Raw genomic sequence first — 18,261 nt, 5'->3', positions numbered from 1 at the left:
GAAATGTCGGATCCGAATCATGCTGCGCGGAACCGTTCACTCGGTCTTGTAAATTGTTGACAATCGTGCGTAGTCGCTGGACGATTGGCGTCATGACCTCATTGAGCCCGCTCCTCAAGCAGGCCACGCCCGTGATCGTCGACCATGCCGAAGGCAGCTGGGTCCACGGCACCGATGGCCGCGCCTACCTCGACTTCACCACCGGCATCGGCGTCACCAGCACGGGTCATTGCCACCCGCGCGTTGTCGAGGCCGCCCGCGCCCAGGTGGGTTCGATCATTCATGCGCAGTACACGACGCTGATGCACCGGCCGCTGCTCGAGCTCACCGAGAAGCTCGGCGAAGTCCTACCTGCAGGGCTGGACAGCGTCTTCTACGCCAACTCGGGTTCCGAAGCGGTGGAGGCGTCGATTCGGCTCGCTCGGATGGCAACAGGAAAGCCGAACATCATTGCCTTCCACGGCGGTTTTCATGGTCGTACCGTTGCGGCGGCGTCGCTGACGAGTGCGGGCACCAAGTTTCGGTCGGGTTTTTCGCCGTTGATGGGAGGCGTGCATTTCGCGCCGTTCCCCTATGCGTTCCGCTACGGCTGGGACGAGGACACAGCGGTCGACTTTGCCCTGCGCGAGTTGGACTACGTACTGCAGACGGTCTCGAGTGTCGCGGACACCGCAGCATTCATCATCGAACCGGTGCTCGGCGACGGCGGATATCTGCCGACGCCGCCGCGCTTTCTGGACGGAATTCGAGAGCGCGCCGATCGGCACGGCATCCTCTTCATCATCGACGAGGTGCAGGCGGGCGTGGGGCGGACCGGCAAGTTCTGGGGCCATCAGTATTCGGCGGCAACCCCGGATATCATCATCACCGCAAAGGGTTTGGCGAGCGGGTTCCCCATTTCGGCGATCGCGGCGTCCACCGAACTGATGTCGAAGGGGTGGGCCGGTTCGCAAGGCGGCACCTATGGTGGCAACGCGGTGGCTGCGGCGGCGGCGGTGGCAACCTTGGACGTTGTTCGCGACGAAGGCCTCGTCGACAACGCACGAGTCCGCGGCGAGCAACTCGGCGCAGCACTGAAGGCCCTGCAACCGGAGTTCCCGCAGATGGGTGATGTTCGCGGATTGGGCTTGATGCAAGCGGTCGAGTTCACCACCGCGGCAGGCGAACCGGATGCTGCGGCTGCGCTGGCTGTGCAGCAGGCAGCGATCGATCAGGACCTGCTCCTGTTGACTTGTGGTGGCTTCGGCAACGTGGTCCGTATCGTCCCCGCACTTGTCGTCACGGCGGACGAGGTGGAGCAGGGAGTGCAGCGCTTCGCCGCAGCTCTGAAGGTGGGGTTGGGTGGATGACACACGCCTGATAGCCGAATTGGCCTCGGCCGGAGTGGTTCTCGATACCGACGCGCGGCGGCTGGCCGAATATGCATACGACGCATCGAACTACCGGGTGCCGCCGCTGGCCGTCGCGTTTCCGCATTCGGCCGACGAGACGGCGACCGTGGTGCGTGAGTGCGCACTGCGCGGCATTGCGATCACCTCGCGCGGCGGCGGAACGTCGATGGCGGGCAACGCAATCGGTCCGGGAGTGGTGATCGACTTCTCGCGGCACATGAGCCGCGTACTGGCGGTCGACGAGGTCGCGCGTACCGCGACGGTGGAACCGGGTGTGGTGCTCAGTGATTTGCAGGCATATCTGGCCCGGGTGACCGGCAATGCCCTGACCTTCGCCCCCGATCCGTCCAGCAAGTCGCGTGCGACTGTGGGCGGCGTAATCGGCAACGACGCGTGCGGAAATCACTCGGTGCGCTACGGTCGCACATCCGATCACGTCGTCGCCCTCGACGTGGTGACCGCCGACGGTGTGCGCGTCACTGCGACTCGCACCGGACTTCGTGCCACCGACCCAGCCGATGCAGCGGCGAATGCACGAGCGGCCGAGTTGGAAGCGGGTTTGCGCGCGCTCACCGACGAATATCTGTCCGAGTTTCGCTTGGAGTTGGGACGAATTCCGCGGCAGGTATCCGGATTTCATCTCGGCAATCTGCTGCCGGAGAACGGCTTCGACGTTGCCCGCGCTCTGGTCGGTAGCGAAGGCACCTGTGCCGTGATCGTCGGTGCCGTCGTGACTCTGGTTCCGGTCCCGCCTGCCGCGCAACTGCTGTGCCTTGGCTACCGCGACGTCGTCGAGGCCGCCCGCGACGTGATGACCATCCTGGAATTCTCGCCTGCGGCCGTCGAGGGAATCGACTCGGCGATCGTCGATACGATGCGGCACCGGCGAGGTGCCGATTCGGTGACCGGCTTGCCCGACGGTGGCGCGTGGCTCTACGTGGACTTGGACGGTGCCGATGCCGGCGACGTGGCTCGCCGCAGTAGCGAACTGCTGCAACAGCTTCGCGGTCTGGGACGATTGGTCGAGGGACGGGTAGTCGGCGACCCGGCCGAGCGTGCGGCGCTGTGGCGCGTCCGCGAGGACGGGGCGGGACTGTCGGCGCGCTTGGTCGAGGGTGGCGACTGTGACGACCCCCGTCGCTCCGCTCGCCCCTTGGAATCCTGGCCCGGCTGGGAAGACTCCGCCGTCGCGCCGGAGAAACTCGCCGACTACCTCGTCGAATTCCGCTCCCTGCTGGACGAATTCGGCCTCACCGGCGTGATGTACGGGCATTTCGGTGCCGGGTGCATGCACGTTCGCATCACTTTCGATCAACGCACCGACGAGGGCAGGCAGGTGATGGCGACGTTCGTGCGCCGTGCCGCCGAGATGTGTGTCCGGTTCGGCGGTTCGGTGTCGGGCGAGCACGGCGACGGACGGGCGCGCTCCAGCGTTCTGCCCACGATGTACTCGCCCGCGGTGATGAGCGCTTTCGCCAAATTCAAGCAGCTGTGGGATCCCCACGCGATCCTGAATCCCGGCAGTATCGTCGATCCGGCTCCGATGCTCGCCGACCTCGCGCTCGCCGACATCCAACCGCGCACGTGGAACACCAGTTTCGAGCTGACCTCCACACATGACGTCGACCCGTTCGTTCATGCGGTGCAAGGCTGCATCGGCGTCGGCCGGTGTCGCGCGTCGTCCGGCGGTGTGATGTGTCCCAGCTTCCGTGCCACCGGCGACGAGAAGGATTCCACCCGTGGTCGTGCGCGGACGTTGCAGGACATGGTGCGAACCGCACCGACGGTGGCGGACGGCTGGCGATCCGACGAGGTTCGTGAATCCCTCGACCTATGTCTCTCCTGCAAGGCGTGCTCCACCGACTGCCCGACCGGTGTCGACATAGCCACCTACAAGTCGGAGTTCTACGACCACTACTACCGGGGCCGACGCCGTCCGCTCTCGCATTACAGCCTCGGTTGGCTACCTACCTGGCTCGAGGCGACGTCGAGGCTTGCTCCCGTCGTGAACAAATTCGCCAACCCGAAGGCAGGCAGGTTGGCGGGGCTGACGGATCAGCGTCAGCTCCCGAAGTTCGCTTCCCACAAGCAGCTTCGCCGCGAACTGGGTGAGCCGGTCGAGCATGCGGACACCGTTCTCGTTCTCGATACCTTCACTCGTGGCTTCCGGGCCGACGTCGCAGGGTCGGCGAAACGTGTACTGGAAGATGCAGGCCACACCACCGAATGTCGCACCGACGTGTGCTGTGGGTTGACGTGGATATCGACGGGCCAGTTGTCGAAGGCGAAGAAGGTTCTCGCCAAAACCGCCGCTGCGCTCGACGACGGCACAGATCGACCGATCGTCGTCGTCGAACCGAGTTGTGCTGCTGCGCTGCGCAAGGACTTGCCGGAACTGATCCACACGCCCGCTGCCCGCCGCGTCGCCGATCGGGTACGCAGCTTTGCGACAGCAGTGGTCGAACAGAGCGAGGCCGGGTGGCAACCGACCACGCCGCTGCCGGATCAGGTGACGGTGCAAACCCATTGCCACGAGTACTCGGTTTTCGGAGCCTCGGTGCAACGAAAGGCGCTTGCCGCGGTTGGGATCGGCCAGGTTCGCGAGGCGACCGGATGCTGCGGTGTCGCAGGCAACTTCGGCTTCGAAGCTGAGCACTACGACCTGAGCATGAAGGTCGCCGAGCAGGCCCTCGCCCCCGCGCTGCGAGCCACCGCCCCTGCGGCGGCAGTGTTGACCGACGGATTCAGTTGCGCGATGCAGGTGAATCAGCTGCAACCTGAACGTGATTCCTTACATCTCGCCCAACTACTCGATCCCCGACGCGAGGAGCGCGCATGAGCCTGAACACGCCCACCGATCTCTACATCGACGGTAAGTGGACGCCGGCGGAATCCGGCCGCACCTTCGACGTCGAGAACCCGGCGACCGAAGAGGTACTCGCTGCCGTTGCCGACGGCGGTGCAGCAGATGCCGACCGCGCGATCCGGGCCGCCGCAGCGGCACAAGAGGATTGGGGCCGAACAGCACCCCGGGCTCGAAGCGAGATCCTGCGCCGCGCCTACGACCTGATCGTCGATCGCACCGACGACCTCGCCGCTCTCATGACCGCCGAGATGGGCAAACCGTTGGCCGAGGCTCGCGGCGAAGTCGCCTACGCGGCGGAGTTCTTTCGCTGGTTCTCCGAAGAGGCTGTGCGGATCGGCGGTGATCACACCGCGACGGGCGACGGCAAGAACCGGATCGTCGTGACGCGCGTCCCCGTCGGGCCGTGTGTCCTGGTGACCCCGTGGAACTTTCCGCTTGCGATGGGCACCCGCAAGATCGGTCCTGCGATCGCGGCCGGTTGCACCATGGTGTTCAAACCGGCCGAGCAGACACCACTCACGGCCCTGGCCCTTGCACAGATTCTCGAGGATGCGGGCCTGCCACCAGGTGTGCTGAACGTGGTGACCACCAGCGATGCAGGCTTGGTCGTCAAGCCGTGGCTGGAAGGGGGGTTGGCGCGCAAAGTCAGCTTCACCGGCTCCACCGAGGTCGGCAAACTCCTGCTCGGGCAGGCCGCGACCACTGTCATGCGGACCTCGATGGAGTTGGGCGGCAACGCCCCGTTCGTCGTCTGCGCCGACGCCGACCTCGATCGCGCGGTCGACGGTGCCATGGTCGCCAAGCTGCGAAATATGGGAGAGGCGTGCACCGCAGCAAATCGCTTCTTCGTACACAGCTCTGTCGCAAACGAATTCGCTGAGAAGTTGGCTGCGCGGATGACTGCGCTCACTGTCGGCAACGGCGCGGATTCCGGCGTCGACATCGGACCGCTCATCGACAAGGCCGGTCTGGAGAAGGTGCAGACTTTGGTGGCCGATGCCGTCGACAAAGGTGCGCGCGTCGTCGCGGGCGGTAAGCCTGCCGGGGGAGCGGGCCACTTCTATCCGCCGACCGTCCTTGCCGATGTCTCGGCGGAGTCCGAGCTGATGAACACCGAGATCTTCGGCCCCGTCGCACCGATCGTGGTGTTCGACGACGAGGACGACGTGATCGACGCGGCCAACGACACGGAGTGGGGGCTGGTCGGCTATCTGTTCACCCAGGACATCGATCGCGCGCTGCGGCTCAGCGATCGGATGGAGGTCGGGATGGTCGGGCTGAACACCGGTTTGGTGTCCAATCCGGCGGCGCCGTTCGGTGGTGTCAAGCAGTCGGGGCTGGGTCGTGAAGGTGGCCGTGTGGGCATCGACGAGTTCCTGGAGTACAAATACCTGGCGATTCCCAGAGCGTGAACTTTTCGTGCCTGAAGCGAGGACGTGATGAGTAGAAGGCTTGCCCCACTGAATGCGCCGCAAACATCGGTGCTGATTGCCGATCAGCTGCGCGAGCGGGTCCTCGACGGCTCGTATGCGCCGGGCGAGCAGCTCAGCGAAGCGCACCTCGCCGAGCAACTTGGCATTTCCCGCGGCCCCGTTCGTGAAGCGTTGCAGCGGCTCTCGCAAGAGGGTTTGTTGATCAGTCACCGCAACAGAGGTGTGTTCGTCGTCGAACTGACGCCGGCGGATATCGCAGAGATCTATGCCGCCAGAGAAGCAGTCGAGCTTGCGGCGGCCAGGATTGTGTTCGAGGGCGATCACGATTCGAAGGCAGCGGCGGTGGCCAGGCTGTCGGCGATCGTTGCGACCATGCCTGAGATCGTCGAGGCCAACGATTGGCAGCAGCTGGCGCTGGAGGACCTGAAATTTCATGCGTCACTTGTGGAATCGACGGGCAACTCGCGGCTGGTACGCATCTACGCGACGCTTGCAGCGGAATCTCGGATCTGCATGGTCCACCTCGAAAATGCGTACCATCGACCACAGGCATTGACCGAGGAGCACCAGCGCATAGTCGACCTGCTCGACGCGGGACCGTGGGAAGAACTGTCTGCCACCATTCGTAAGCACATGGCGACGGCGGTCGAAGACCTGACGATGCTGACCGCGGAACGAGATCGACTGCGGGACGGTGAACTTCCCGGTGGGTGATTCGGTGATCGCAGTTCTGCACGCCGACCATCGGCCGCGGCTCGGCCCGGTGGAAGACATGGCCGAGGTGCGCTACGCGACGGCCGACACGCTCGGTGACGCCGTCGACGGCGCCGATGCGGTGCTGATCTGGGACTTCTTCTCCGGCGCGTTGCAGACGGTGTGGCCGCGCGCGAAGAAGCTGCGGTGGGTGCACGCCGCCTCGGCGGGCGTTGACACACTATTGTTCGACAGCCTTGTCGATTCCGATGTGCTGGTGACCAATTCGCGCGGAGTCTTCGACAGGCCGATCGCGGAGTTCGTGCTGGGCTCCATCCTCGCCTTTGCCAAGGGATCGGCGAAGTCGATTGCGCTGCAAGCGGCGGGGACATGGGAGCACCGTCAGACCGAGCAGATCGGCGGCGCGCGCGCGTTGGTGGTCGGCACGGGTTCGATAGGCCGGGAAACCGCCCGACTGCTGACCGCCGTGGGCATGCAGGTCGAGGGCGTCGGCCGTACTGCGCGTACCGACGACTCCGACTTCGGCAGGGTGCATGCCAGCACGGAGCTGGCGAGTCTGGTGCGTGATGTGGACTACCTGGTTCTGCTGGCACCGCTGACCGACCAGACACGTGGCTTGGTGGACAAAGCTGTGCTGGCGGCGATGCCTGCGACTGCGAGGCTGATCAACGTCGGACGCGGCGAGCTGGTCGTAACCGATCACGTGGTCGACGCGTTGCGCGCCGGTGTGATCGCGGGCGCCGCGCTCGACGTGTTCGAGACCGAACCGCTTCCGCCGGACCATCCGCTCTGGTCGATGGAGCAGGTCCTGATCACGCCGCACATGAGCGGCGATGCCGTCGGGTGGCGCGATCGTCTTGCAGACCTGTTCATCGACAACGCATTTCGTTACTTCGATGGCAAACCGCTGATCAACGTCGTGGACAAGAAGCGGGGCTACGTCCCCGGCTGACTGCGCTTCGCGCAGGTGAGCGTTTAGTTGGTCCAGACACCAAGGAACCGCTCACCTGCGGCGGAGCCGCCTAGGCGCGGAACAAGCTTCCTAAACCGTCCCGTCGAGTCGATGTTCGTGCCAACCGCAATGCCTGCCAGACGGTCACCTGGTTGGCTGTCAGTACCGGCTTGCCCACCTGGGTTTCCAGCGCCTCCAGATGACCGGCGGTGTGGAAGGCTGTGTCGGGCAACAGGATTGCGTCGGCGAACGCGTCGTCGCCGGATTGTGCGATGTCGAGTAAGCGCTCACGTGACAGGGTGCCCACCTCGGCGGCGGTGAAGATCTCGTGGCTGCTGACGCGGATCACCTCGATGTCCGCCGCGGCCAAGAATTGCTCGAACAACGCCGCGACATCGGCAGGGTAGGTGGCGGCAATGGCGACCTTGCGAATTCGTAACGACCGCAATGCATCCACGAACGCCAAAGACGTGCTCGACGCCGGCACGCCTGCGGATTCGGCAAGCTGCGCGGCCTGATCGTGCGCACCGTCCCAGCCGTACGCGAAGCTGCCGCTGGTACACGCCCACATCACCGCATCGGGCGAAACTGTCTGCAGCGCTGCGGCTCCCGCGGACAGGGTTTCGGGTCGACCCCAGTCGAGCAGCGCGTCGAGTCGATGCGCGTCTTCGTTCATCAGCGTGTGCTGAACGGGCAGCGCGATCTCGTTGTCCAGCAGGGACTCGAAGCGGGGGAAATCGTCCTCTGCCGAATACCCGGGATACAGAATTCCGACCGTCGGTAGTTGCTTCGACATGTCACCTCCGCGACGAGCACGTATGATTGTCAACAATATACATTTTGCCCAACGGGAGGCATGAATGACCCGGTACATCGACATTTCGTTGACCAAGCGCGGCGTCACGTGCGTGGCCGAACTGCTCGACGATCTGGCCCCGCGAACGTGTGATGCGGTCTGGAATGCGTTGCCGCTGGGGGAGAATGCCTACCACGCCAAATATGCGCGCAACGAGATCTACACGCTGATCGACGCATTCGCGGCGCAAGAACCGGGGCCGGAGAACCCAACCATCACGCCGATCCCCGGCGACATCATGTACTTCACCTTCGCGCCCTGGCAGCTCACCGCGAAGTCGCACGGCTACGGAGCATCGGGCGGGAAAATTGACCTCGCCCTGTTCTACGAGCGCAACAACCTACTGCTCAACCCCGACTTCGGTTTCGTCCGGGGAAACGTGTTCGCCACGATCGTTCGGGGTCTCGACGACATCGCCGCCGCATCGCAAGACCTCTGGTTGCGAGGCGTGGAGGGTGAATCGCTGCGATTCGAGCGCCGCGACGGTGGTCTTTGACGGACCGTTTCGCCGCTTGCCCTGCCACGTGTCGATGAACAGTCGCTGCTTGATGTCGGGTTGCTTGATGCCTGCAGCACGCATCGCGGCCCAGATCGATACCTGGTTGGCCGTCAATATCGGCTTGCCGAGGTCGGCTTCGAGCTCCCGAATCAACGCGTAGGTGCGCAAGTTGGTGCAGCTGACGAAGATGGCGTCGGCATCGGGGTGATCGGCGTCGAGGACCAACTCTCGGATGCGCTCTTCGCTGACCTGCCAGATGCGGTCCTCGCGGCCGAGGCCGATGCTCGACGTGACGGCGACCTCCGACTCCTCGAGGTATGAGCGAAGCTTGTCGGTGATGCTCGCGATGTACGGCGTTGCCAACGCGATCTTGCGGATACCGAGGGCTGTGCACGCCTCGATCAGCGCACCTGCGGTTGTGACGGCGATCGGTGTGCCCGCCTCTTGCATGACCGAACGCATCTGTCGTTCGCCGTGGGGGCCCTTGATGAAGCTTCCCGATGTACACAGGTAGACGACGGCGGCGGGCTCGGTGGTCAGCAGTTGCCGCGTCGCGTTGCGCACGGTCTCGTCGCTGCTGATGTTCTCCGCCATTTCGACCGTCGACGGCAGACCCAGTTGCGGGGTTCGGGTGATCAACAGGTTCAGCCGCTTCGGTGTCCACCGCCAGATCTCGCGATCGAGCGCGAAGTCGTAGGGAACGATGACGCCCAGGTATGTCTCTTCGGGTCGGTTGTTCATCGTCACCTCGTTCGCGTAGTCGACAATCTCCGTTGATTGTGGCCAGGTATCGGCAAATTTTCGGTCTTGCGCTGTTGCGCTGGTGTAAAGAGTCATTGTGAGTCCAGTGACGCCGTTTCGCCAGTGCTCGCGCCGATGAATTTCGCCGCCGGATGACAGACGATTGTCGACAATCTACGATTTGTGGAAACGCTGCCGAACCGCAGCTCAGGAAGGGGATATCGGTGACTGCTCAGCAAGGCGAACCCGCAGATTGGACCGCGACAGAACTGGTTGCTGCCTACCGTCGGCGCGAGCTCTCGCCGGTCGACGCCACGCAATCGGTTCTGGACCGAATCGACTCCGCTGACGGCCCGATCAACGCGTTCTGTCTTACCGATCCCACCGAGGCGCTCGCTGCCGCAAAGGCGTCGGAGAGCAGGTGGCGGGCGGGCGCGCCGCTGAGCGCGCTCGACGGCGTGCCCACGTCCATCAAGGGTCTGTTGCTGACGCGCGGCTGGCCGAACCTGCGCGGCTCCAAATCCATCGATCCGAACCAGGAGTGGAGCATCGACTCGCCCGTTGTCGCCCGCCTGCGGGAGGGTGGAGCTGTGTTCGTCGGACAGACTACGACGCCGGAAATCGGGTGGAAGGGCGTCACCGACAGTCCGCGCACCGGCATCACGCGCAATCCATGGGACACGAGCAAGCATGCGGGCGGCTCCAGTGGGGGTGCGTCCGCCGCAGTTGTTTCCGGGATGGGTCCGATCGGCATCGGCACCGACGGCGGGGGATCCGTCCGCATCCCCGGAAGCTTTTGCGGCGTCGTGGGTTTCAAACCCACGTATGGCACGGTGCCGAACTATCCGCCGAGTCCTTTCGGCACGCTCGCCCACGTCGGTCCGTTGACCCGGACCGTCGAAGACACTGCCCTGACGCTCGACGTCATCACTGGGCCGGACTCCCGCGACTGGTCTGCGCTCGCAACGCCGAACGTCCGTTTCAGCGACGAGCTCGACACCCCGTTGACCGGTCTGCGTATTGCCTACAGTCCAGATCTGGGTTTCGCGAGCGTGGACCCGGAGGTTGCCGAACTTGTGAGGAATGCCGTCGACATCCTGAAATCGCTTGGTGCGCAGGTGGAGCAGACCGATCCGGGTTTCGATGACCCGGTATGGGCATTCGAGTGCCTCTGGTTCTCCGGTGCGGCAAAGGCGACGGAGCACTTCACCGCGGAGATGGATCCCGACCTCGTGAAGGCGACCGAGCAAGGCCTGACCTACTCGGCGCAGGACTACCTGGAAGCGACCGCCCGGCGGATGAGCCTCGGCGTGCAGATGGGGGCATTCCACGAAACCTACGACTTGCTCGTCACGCCGACCATGCCGATCGCCGCTTTCGATGCGACAGTGCAGGTTCCGCAGGACCGGGCTGCTGACGCTGCCCAACAATTCTGGCCGAGTTGGACGCCGTTCACGTACCCGTTCAATCTCACCCAGCAGCCGGCGATCTCGGTGCCGTGCGGGTTCACCTCGGCCGGTCTTCCTGTCGGTCTGCAGATCGTGGGCCCGCGGCACGCCGATGTGCGAGTCCTCAACGCGGCCAAGCGGTATCAGGATGCGACGCAGTGGTGGCGCAGCAGGCCGACTTTTCCGTGACGACCCACTCGAAGGCTTTCGCCTCGGATCGCGCGCCTTGCGCGGCCTTCGACCGGTTGGGCTCGCCGAGGTCGGCGAGAAGGCCGTCGGTGAGCTCCACCATCGACGCAAGGACGGTGGGTGTGAACCACGCGGGCCGCGTTGCGAACAGCAGGTCTTCGCTCGACGTGTTGCCGCTGGCACCCGGCGCGAAGGGACAGCCGCCGAGCCCGCCCAGCGCGCCGTCGACCACCGAGGCACCCGCCGAGATCGCTGCCAAGGAATTGGCAACGCCGAGTCCCCAGGTGTCGTGTCCATGAAAGACGATGCGTCGCTGGCTAGTTCGAGTACGCACGGCCTCGATAAGCCTCGACACCTGCGCCGGAACCGCTTGTCCGAGGGTATCGGCGATGACGATGTCGTCGGTGCCGTCCGTCCGCGGATCGTTCGCGATATCGATGATTCGCTGCTCGGGCACCACACCCTCGAACGGGCAGGTGAACGACGTCGCGATGCAGAGCTGGATCGCGCCGCCGACGTCTCGGGTCAGCTGCACGGCGTCGGGCATGGCTGCGATGCTGTCCTCGGTGCTGCGACCGATGTTCGCCTTGTTGTGCGAATCCGAAGCGCTGAAACAGTATTGGAAGTTCCTGGCACCCGCCGCTGCGGCCTTCTCGACATGGCGCGGCGTTGCCACCCACACCCAACAGCGTTCCAACTCGTCGGGCGTGAGCTCGCCGATGACGTCGAGGGTGTTGGCCATGGGCGGCACCAGATCGGGGCGAGCCATCGAGCCGATCTCGAGTGCTGGAACACCGAGCGCCAACAGCTCACGGGCGACGTCGATCTTGCGTTGTGTCGGAAGGACTTTCCCGGTCAGCTGCAATCCGTCCCGCAGCGTCACGTCACGCAGTATCGCGGCAGGTTGGTACTCGAAGGTCATGGCGTCGTCGCGGTGATGGCGTCGATTTCGGCGTCGCTCTTGCCGAGTACCGAGGCGAGGACTTCCCGGGTATCGGCGCCGAGGTCCGGACCGACGTTTCGGATCGGCAGCGACCGCTCGCCGATCACCGGCACGATGCCTGTGAAGCCGACGTCCTTCGGTTCGGCCTCACCGGTGTCCACCGCAAACGACTGAATCATGTTGCGAGCGGCGTACTGTTCGTCGGCGCAGATGTCTGCTGCCGTGTAGATCGGTCCGCACGGCACCTCCGCCGCGTCGAGAATCGCGAGCGCGTCGGCCGAAGAGTGCAGGCGAGACCACGCGGAGATTGCCTCGTCGACCTCGTCGCGACGTCGCCACCTACCCGCGTTCGTCTGCAACTCCGGATCGGCGCCCAGATCGGGTCTTCCGATGATCCCCATGTAGCGCTGGAAGATCGCGTCGCCGTTGCCGGAGATGATGATGCTGGCGCCGTCGTTGCACGGATAGGCGTTGCTGGGTGCGATGCCTTCCATCCGCCCGCCGACTCGCTCGCGGTTGATCCCGTAGGCCAGATAGTCGGGCACCAACGATTCCATCACCGACAGGATCGATTCGTTGAGCGCGACGTCGATGATGCGGTGCGGCAACGGAACCGCGCTCTCGGATCGCTCCCGTTGGAACAGCGCCATCACCGTCCCGAAGGCGGCATGAATGCCTGCGATGGAGTCGCCGATCGAGACGCCGACGCGGACCGGCGGCCGATCGGGATCACCCACGAGCTCGCGAAGGCCGCCGATGGCTTCCGCGACAGCGGCGAAGCCGGGTCGCTGCGCCATCGGGCCCGTCTGCCCGAACGCGGAGATCCTGGTGATGATCAGACCGGGATGGGCGGCGTCGAGCACGTCGGGGCCGAGTCCCCAACGCTCGAGGGTGCCGGGGCGGAAGTTCTCGAGCAGCACGTCGCACTGTTTGACCAGCTCGAGCACGATCTCGCGGCCTGCATCGGTCTTGAGATCGAGCACGATCGACTTCTTGTTCCGGTTGATCGTGCGGTAGAGCATCGAAGTGTCGCCGGAGTACAGGCGCCAAGTACGAATCTCGTCGCCGGTCTGCGGGCGCTCGACCTTGATCACCTCGGCGCCGAAATCGCCGAGCATTCGCCCGGCCGTCGGAGCGGCGATGTAGTTGCCCAACTCCAGTACGCGGACGCCCGCCAACGGTCGAATGTCGTCCTGAGTCATGTGCTCAGCGTGCCATGTGCGGCAGTTTCTTGAACCGCAGTTTCAGCCGAGGGCTTCGCGCAGGTACGCAAGGTCCTTCGCCATGCCGTCCTCGGGCGTTTCGAGAATGACCGGCGCATCGGCGGACCGGCACACCTCGGTGAGCAACTGCGGATCGATGGTGCCGTCGGCCAGATTGGCGTGCCGGTCGCGGGCCGAGTTGAACTCGTCGCGGGAGTTGTTCAGATGAACAAGGTCGATGCGCCCTGTGATGGCCTTGATCCGATCGACAACACCAACCAGATCTTCGCCCCCCGCCCACGCGTGGCAGGTATCCAGACAGAAGCCGGCCCCGAATTCGCCGACCGCGTCCCACAGCTTCGCGATCGAGTCGAAGTAGCGCGCCATTGCATGGTCGCCGCCAGCGGTGTTCTCGATCAGGATCGGCACGGGGAACCCGCCCTTTTCGGCCTGCCGCTCGAACAGCTTGCGCCAGTTGTTGATTCCCTCGTCGATCTCGCCGTCGTTGCGGACGTGGCCACCGTGCACCACGAGTCCGAATGCTCCGAGATCCGCCGCTGCCTTCGCCTGCGCTGCCACAGCTTGACGCGACGGCATCCGCAGCCGATTGTTCAGGCTCGCCACGTTGATCTGGTACGAGGAGTGCACCACCACATCGACCGGACTCGCCAGAATCTCCGCGGCTTTGGGATGCGCCTTCGGCTTCTCCCAGCTCTGCGGGTCGATCACGAACATCTGGATCAGATCGGCACCGAGCGATTCACCGGTTCCAGTGGGATCGCCGTCGGTCCGAACGTGTGCACCAATACGCATGGAGCCAGCGTATCGGCACGCACCGACAGCCTTACCGCGCCTCGAACCTCGCTTCGACATCCGCCGCGAGTTCGATGTAGTCGGGCTTCATCTCGAGGTCACCGCCGCCGCCTGCCTTGGCCGACATGAACCTCGCGGCCTGCACGGGCGCCCCGCCGACAGCTCCGCGACCGAGGAGTCCAGGATCGGCGATCGCCAGTGGTGACACGGTGCCGAGGCCGAGGCTGCGCGCATACGTGGTTGCCTTGGCGACAGCGTCACGGACGGCGAGGTCGCGAACGTGCTGCGTGTAGCCGTCGCGGCTCTTCGACGTCAGCGCCCACTCCAGTCGGTTGATGTTGACACCGTCGACCTCGCCGAGTTGTTCGACGAACGAGCCGACTGCGCTCAGGTCGCTGAACTTGACCTCCACGGTTACCGCCGACGAGTAGACGAACGGCAGCTGCTTGCCGTCCTGGTTGAACGGCCGGTGCTGTGAATTGCGCAGCTGATCCGCGGACCACCAGTTCACCGGCCCCTTGGTCGCGTCGTAGAGCTTCCTGATGCGCTTCTGCAGGTCCGCCAACAACGCCGCGGTCGCGGAATGCGCGGTGGCCTTGCGCTCGGACTCGAACCCGAGGCGGAGGTGAACCGTGCATCGCTCGGGCTGGTAGGAGACTTCCGCGCGGCCCGCGACGGTGATCTCGACCGGTGATGAGCTCATGGCATCAGTCAACCAGCAGGAGGTAACCCTGACAGCGAGTCCGGCGAAGATCAGGGTGGTCCCCGATGGCCGGGATCGGCAAAACCGGACAGGATGGAGCTCGATGAGGTCGGGGGAGTGAACCTGCGTCGAGGTCGGCGCGTGTCATATCGAACAGGAAAGGCAGCCATGAGCTCCGAGGCAGTGGATACCTTCGACACACGGGATACGCGGAGCGCCACCGCGGCCCGCGCGATCGATCTCGTCAAAACCTATGGCTCGGGGGACACGACGGTCCGCGCACTGGCCGGGGTGTCCGCGGACTTCGCGCGTGGCGAGTTCACGGCGATCATGGGACCGTCCGGCTCGGGAAAGTCGACGCTCATGCACTGTCTCGCAGGCCTGGATTCGGCGTCCTCCGGATCGGTTCTGATCGGCGACACCGAGTTGACCGGACTGTCCGACAAGCTGATGACGGCGCTGCGGCGCGATCGGATCGGATTCGTATTCCAGGCGTTCAATCTGGTTCCGACGTTGACGGCACTGGAGAACATCACGCTGCCGCTCGACATCGCGGGACGCAAGCCCAACGCGGAGTGGCTCGACACCGTCCTCACCCGGTTGGGGCTGAAAGATCGCCTGACCCACCGGCCCGGTGAGCTGTCCGGCGGTCAACAGCAGCGGGTGGCGTGTGCCCGAGCACTGGCCGGTCAGCCCGAGATCATCTTCGGCGACGAGCCGACCGGCAACCTCGATTCACGGTCATCGGGGGAGGTGTTGAGCATCTTGCGTGCGGCTGTCGACGAATTCGGGCAGACCGTGGTGATCGTGACCCACGATCCGCGCGCCGCTGCCTACGCGGATCGGGTGGTGTTTCTCGCCGACGGGCAGATCGTCGACGAGTTGCGTTCACCCACCGCCGACTCGGTCCTCGACCGGATGAAGTCACTGGAAAAGGTCTGAATCTGTGGCGAAAATTCTGACGTCGCCGATGGGCAAGGTGTCGCTGCGTAACCTTGCCGCGCACAAGGTTCGGCTTGCACTGACACTGCTCTCGGTTGTTCTCGGCACCGCATTCGTCGCCGGGTCGTTCGTCTTCACCGACACCTTGCAGCGCACCTTCGACGGCATCTTCGAGGGCACCGCGCAGGGGGTCGACGTCCGCGTGAGCCCGCAGGATGCGCAGTCGAGTGGTGTACCGCTCGACGACGTCGCCAAGGTCGCGGCGATCGACGGGGTGCGAGCGGTGGCACCGTCGGTCGGTGGCCAGGTGGTGTTGCTGACACCGGACGGCACCGCTGTGCAAACCGGAGGTGCGCCGAGCATCGGCGAGTCCTACCTGCCGCCGGACAAAGCCGTTGCCAAACCGGACGAATTCGTCGCCGGCACACCGCCTACCAAAGCGGGCGAGATCGCGCTCAACTCCGGTGGTGCCGAGAAGGCGCACCTGGCTGTGGGCGACAAGACCAAGGTCCTGGTGCCCGCCCGAGGGCTGTCCGACGTCACGGTGACCGGAATCTACGACGTGGCCAGTGACACAGGCGGATTCATCGGTGTGCTGTTCGACGACGCACAGGCGCGGCAGCTGTTCACCGACGGCCAGCACGCCGCCTATATCGACGTCGCCGGAAACGGCGTGTCGCAGAACGTACTACGCGATCGCATCAAGGCCGCCTTCCCGGATCTCAAGGTGCAGAACGGCGACGAGGTGCGCGCCGAGTCCAAGGCGGACATCGAGAAGGCGCTCAGCTTCATCAATTATTTCCTGCTGGCCTTCGGTGCGATTGCCTTGCTGGTCGGGACGTTCATCATCTACAACACCTTCTCGATGATCGTGGCGCAACGGTTGCGCGAGCTCGCGCTGCTGCGTGCGGTGGGTGCGAGCAGGCAACAGGTTGGCCGATCGGTGGTGTTGGAGGCGCTGATCGTCGGATTGGTCGGAAGCGCACTGGGACTCGCGACCGGCGTCGCGTTGGCGTACGGCTTGCGGTCGCTGCTCAACGTGTTCGATCTCGGCCTGCCCAGCGGCTCGCTGCAGGTGGCGCCGCGGACCATCGTCGTCGGCCTGCTCGTCGGGGTGGTCGTGACGGTGATCAGCGCCTACGCACCTGCCCGGCGAGCGGCGAAGATCCCTCCCGTCGAGGCGATGCGGGAAGAATTTGCCTCCACGGGCGATTCGTTGCGAATGCGGACGATCGTGGGTGTGGTGTTCGGCATCGTCGGTGTCATCGCCGTTGTGGTCGGTGCGCAGTCGACCGGTGGCGGTGCGGCCAGCACGGTGGGTGTCGGCGCGCTCGCGCTGATCTTCGCGGTACTCCTTGCGGCTCCGGCGCTTTCGCGTCCGATCGTGGGCGGTTTGGGGGCGGTGATCGCGCGACCGTTCGGGTCGGTCGGGAAGCTGGCTCGCAGCAACGCCGTACGCAATCCACGGCGAACGGCGGCAACCGCGTTCGCGTTGACGTTGGGCTTGATGCTGGTCTCGGCCATCGGGATCTTCGGTTCGTCGGCCAAGGCGAGTGTGGACACGTTGGTGGATCAGGGAGTCAAGGCCGACTACGTGTTGACCGGTCCGCAAGCGATCGGTGTGCCCATCGGCGCAGGCGCGGCAGCCAGAAGCGTTGCAGGGGTGCAGGACAGCGTTGCATTGCATCCGGTGCTGGTGAAGATCGGCGACGACGACGCCACCGGTGCCGCGGTCGACGGCGCGCTGAATCAAGCGTTCGCCTACGACATCACCTCGGGCAGCGACCAGGTCACCGGAAACAACATGCTGGTCTCGGAAACCCAGTCGTCGGAGAAGAATTGGAAGCTCGGCGACACCGTCACGATGACCACGTACGACGGCAAACAGGTGCCGACCACGGTGAGCGGGATCTACAAGGACAACCAGATTCTGGGTAAGTGGGTGGTGTCCGAGCAGGTGTATCAACAGGTGACGCCTGCTGCGTTGATGACCGACTTCGTCGTCCTCGTCAAGGCGAAGCCGGGGGCCGACATCGCTGCCATGCGTGGCGATCTGGAGAAGGCGACCAAACAATTCGTGATCGTGCAGGTGCAGGATCGTGAGCAGTTCAAGGGCACCCAGGGCAAGCAGATCGACACGCTGCTCGGAGTGTTGTACGGGCTGCTGGCGTTGGCCATCGTCATTGCGATCCTCGGCATCATCAACACGCTTGCGCTGTCGGTGGTAGAGCGCCGCAGGGAGATCGGGATGCTTCGAGCCGTCGGTATGCAACGAGCGCAGGTTCGGCGCACCATCTATCTGGAGTCCGTGTTGATCGCCGTCTTCGGTGCGATCGTGGGGGTGTTGCTCGGCTTGACCCTGGGATCTGGGTTCATCAGAACGCTGCGCGACCAAGGACTGGGCCAGATCTCGGTGCCATGGACGCAAGTGATCGCGATGCTGATCGGATCCGCGGTGGTCGGAGTGCTTGCGGCCTTGTGGCCTGCGGTGCGGGCTGCTCGCACGCGGCCGCTGGAGGCGATAGCCGACGTGTAGTTTGCGGCGACCGCCGACATGTGACGCGTGGGC

The 18,261-nt window shown here is 64.7% G+C and carries 14 protein-coding genes and 1 pseudogene; 9 read left to right on the top strand and 6 right to left on the bottom strand.

From position 1 onward, the window contains the following. Nucleotides 1-92: 92 nt before the first annotated feature. From FOY51_RS12410 to FOY51_RS12390, 5 genes are read left to right on the top strand one after another with little or no spacing between them, the layout of a single operon-like run. Nucleotides 93-1,349: an aspartate aminotransferase family protein gene (locus tag FOY51_RS12410; protein ID WP_149430554.1), complete on the top strand. Its 1,257-nt coding sequence runs from the start codon at nucleotides 93-95 to the stop codon at nucleotides 1,347-1,349. Continuing rightward, nucleotides 1,342-4,230, top strand: a complete 2,889-nt coding sequence (locus FOY51_RS12405; protein WP_235916288.1) for an FAD-binding and (Fe-S)-binding domain-containing protein — start codon at nucleotides 1,342-1,344, stop codon at nucleotides 4,228-4,230. Before FOY51_RS12410 ends, FOY51_RS12405 begins: the two co-directional genes overlap by 8 nt. Then, a complete protein-coding gene (locus FOY51_RS12400; RefSeq protein WP_149430553.1) occupies nucleotides 4,227-5,669 on the top strand; it encodes an NAD-dependent succinate-semialdehyde dehydrogenase in 1,443 nt (480 codons plus the stop codon). Before FOY51_RS12405 ends, FOY51_RS12400 begins: the two co-directional genes overlap by 4 nt. A gap of 27 nt (nucleotides 5,670-5,696) precedes the next feature. Further along, the gene (locus tag FOY51_RS12395) at nucleotides 5,697-6,404 is read left to right on the top strand and encodes a GntR family transcriptional regulator (protein WP_187776289.1); all 708 of its coding nucleotides are present in this window, start codon (nucleotides 5,697-5,699) and stop codon (nucleotides 6,402-6,404) included. A gap of 4 nt (nucleotides 6,405-6,408) precedes the next feature. Beyond that, nucleotides 6,409-7,356: a D-2-hydroxyacid dehydrogenase gene (locus FOY51_RS12390; RefSeq protein ID WP_353961366.1), complete on the top strand. Its 948-nt coding sequence runs from the start codon at nucleotides 6,409-6,411 to the stop codon at nucleotides 7,354-7,356. Between the two features lie 70 nt (nucleotides 7,357-7,426). Here the strand turns inward: FOY51_RS12390 and FOY51_RS12385 are convergent, their stop codons facing one another. After that, on the bottom strand, nucleotides 7,427-8,152 hold the full coding sequence (locus FOY51_RS12385) for a maleate cis-trans isomerase family protein (RefSeq protein WP_149430552.1): 726 nt from the start codon (nucleotides 8,150-8,152) through the stop codon (nucleotides 7,427-7,429). A gap of 64 nt (nucleotides 8,153-8,216) precedes the next feature. Here FOY51_RS12385 and FOY51_RS12380 point away from each other — a divergent pair, with 64 nt between their 5' ends. After that, on the top strand, nucleotides 8,217-8,708 hold the full coding sequence (locus FOY51_RS12380; RefSeq protein ID WP_149430551.1) for a DUF3830 family protein: 492 nt from the start codon (nucleotides 8,217-8,219) through the stop codon (nucleotides 8,706-8,708). A 75-nt stretch (nucleotides 8,709-8,783) separates the two neighbouring features. Here FOY51_RS12380 and FOY51_RS27575 read toward each other — a convergent pair. Then, nucleotides 8,784-9,305 (bottom strand): annotated as a pseudogene (locus FOY51_RS27575) (maleate cis-trans isomerase family protein); the annotation flags it as partial. 371 nt (nucleotides 9,306-9,676) lie between these two features. On the opposite strand from FOY51_RS27575, the gene FOY51_RS12370 reads away from it, so the two are divergent. Next, nucleotides 9,677-11,089 carry an amidase gene (locus tag FOY51_RS12370; protein ID WP_235916287.1) on the top strand — a complete coding sequence of 471 codons (1,413 nt, stop codon included), beginning with the start codon at nucleotides 9,677-9,679 and terminating at the stop codon, nucleotides 11,087-11,089. Here the strand turns inward: FOY51_RS12370 and FOY51_RS12365 are convergent. The 4 genes from FOY51_RS12365 to FOY51_RS12350 are packed head-to-tail and all read right to left on the bottom strand — an operon-like array spanning nucleotide 11,025 to nucleotide 14,750. Then, entirely contained in the window at nucleotides 11,025-12,011 is a 987-nt protein-coding gene (locus FOY51_RS12365; protein ID WP_149430549.1) for a hydroxymethylglutaryl-CoA lyase-like TIM-barrel protein, read from the bottom strand. The two genes, FOY51_RS12370 and FOY51_RS12365, sit on opposite strands and share 65 nt — an antisense overlap. Further along, nucleotides 12,008-13,234 (bottom strand): CaiB/BaiF CoA transferase family protein, encoded by a 1,227-nt coding sequence (locus tag FOY51_RS12360; protein WP_149430548.1) that lies wholly within the window; start codon nucleotides 13,232-13,234, stop codon nucleotides 12,008-12,010. The genes FOY51_RS12365 and FOY51_RS12360 overlap by 4 nt, the downstream gene beginning before the upstream one ends. Before the next feature lie 42 nt (nucleotides 13,235-13,276). Next, on the bottom strand, nucleotides 13,277-14,047 hold the full coding sequence (locus FOY51_RS12355; protein ID WP_149430547.1) for a deoxyribonuclease IV: 771 nt from the start codon (nucleotides 14,045-14,047) through the stop codon (nucleotides 13,277-13,279). Nucleotides 14,048-14,078: 31 nt separating this feature from the next. After that, entirely contained in the window at nucleotides 14,079-14,750 is a 672-nt protein-coding gene (locus FOY51_RS12350) for an SIMPL domain-containing protein (RefSeq protein ID WP_149430546.1), read from the bottom strand. A gap of 168 nt (nucleotides 14,751-14,918) precedes the next feature. Between FOY51_RS12350 and FOY51_RS12345 the strand changes: the two genes are divergently transcribed. Further along, a complete protein-coding gene (locus FOY51_RS12345; protein WP_149430545.1) occupies nucleotides 14,919-15,692 on the top strand; it encodes an ABC transporter ATP-binding protein in 774 nt (257 codons plus the stop codon). A gap of 28 nt (nucleotides 15,693-15,720) precedes the next feature. Beyond that, nucleotides 15,721-18,228 (top strand): ABC transporter permease, encoded by a 2,508-nt coding sequence (locus FOY51_RS12340; protein ID WP_149430826.1) that lies wholly within the window; start codon nucleotides 15,721-15,723, stop codon nucleotides 18,226-18,228. The last annotated feature ends 33 nt before the right edge of the window (nucleotides 18,229-18,261 follow it).

It is taken from the genome of Antrihabitans cavernicola, from assembly GCF_008297975.1.
In the GTDB taxonomy this organism is placed as follows: Bacteria; Actinomycetota; Actinomycetes; order Mycobacteriales; family Mycobacteriaceae; genus Antrihabitans; species Antrihabitans cavernicola.
This window is presented reverse-complemented; position numbering and strand designations above follow the sequence as displayed.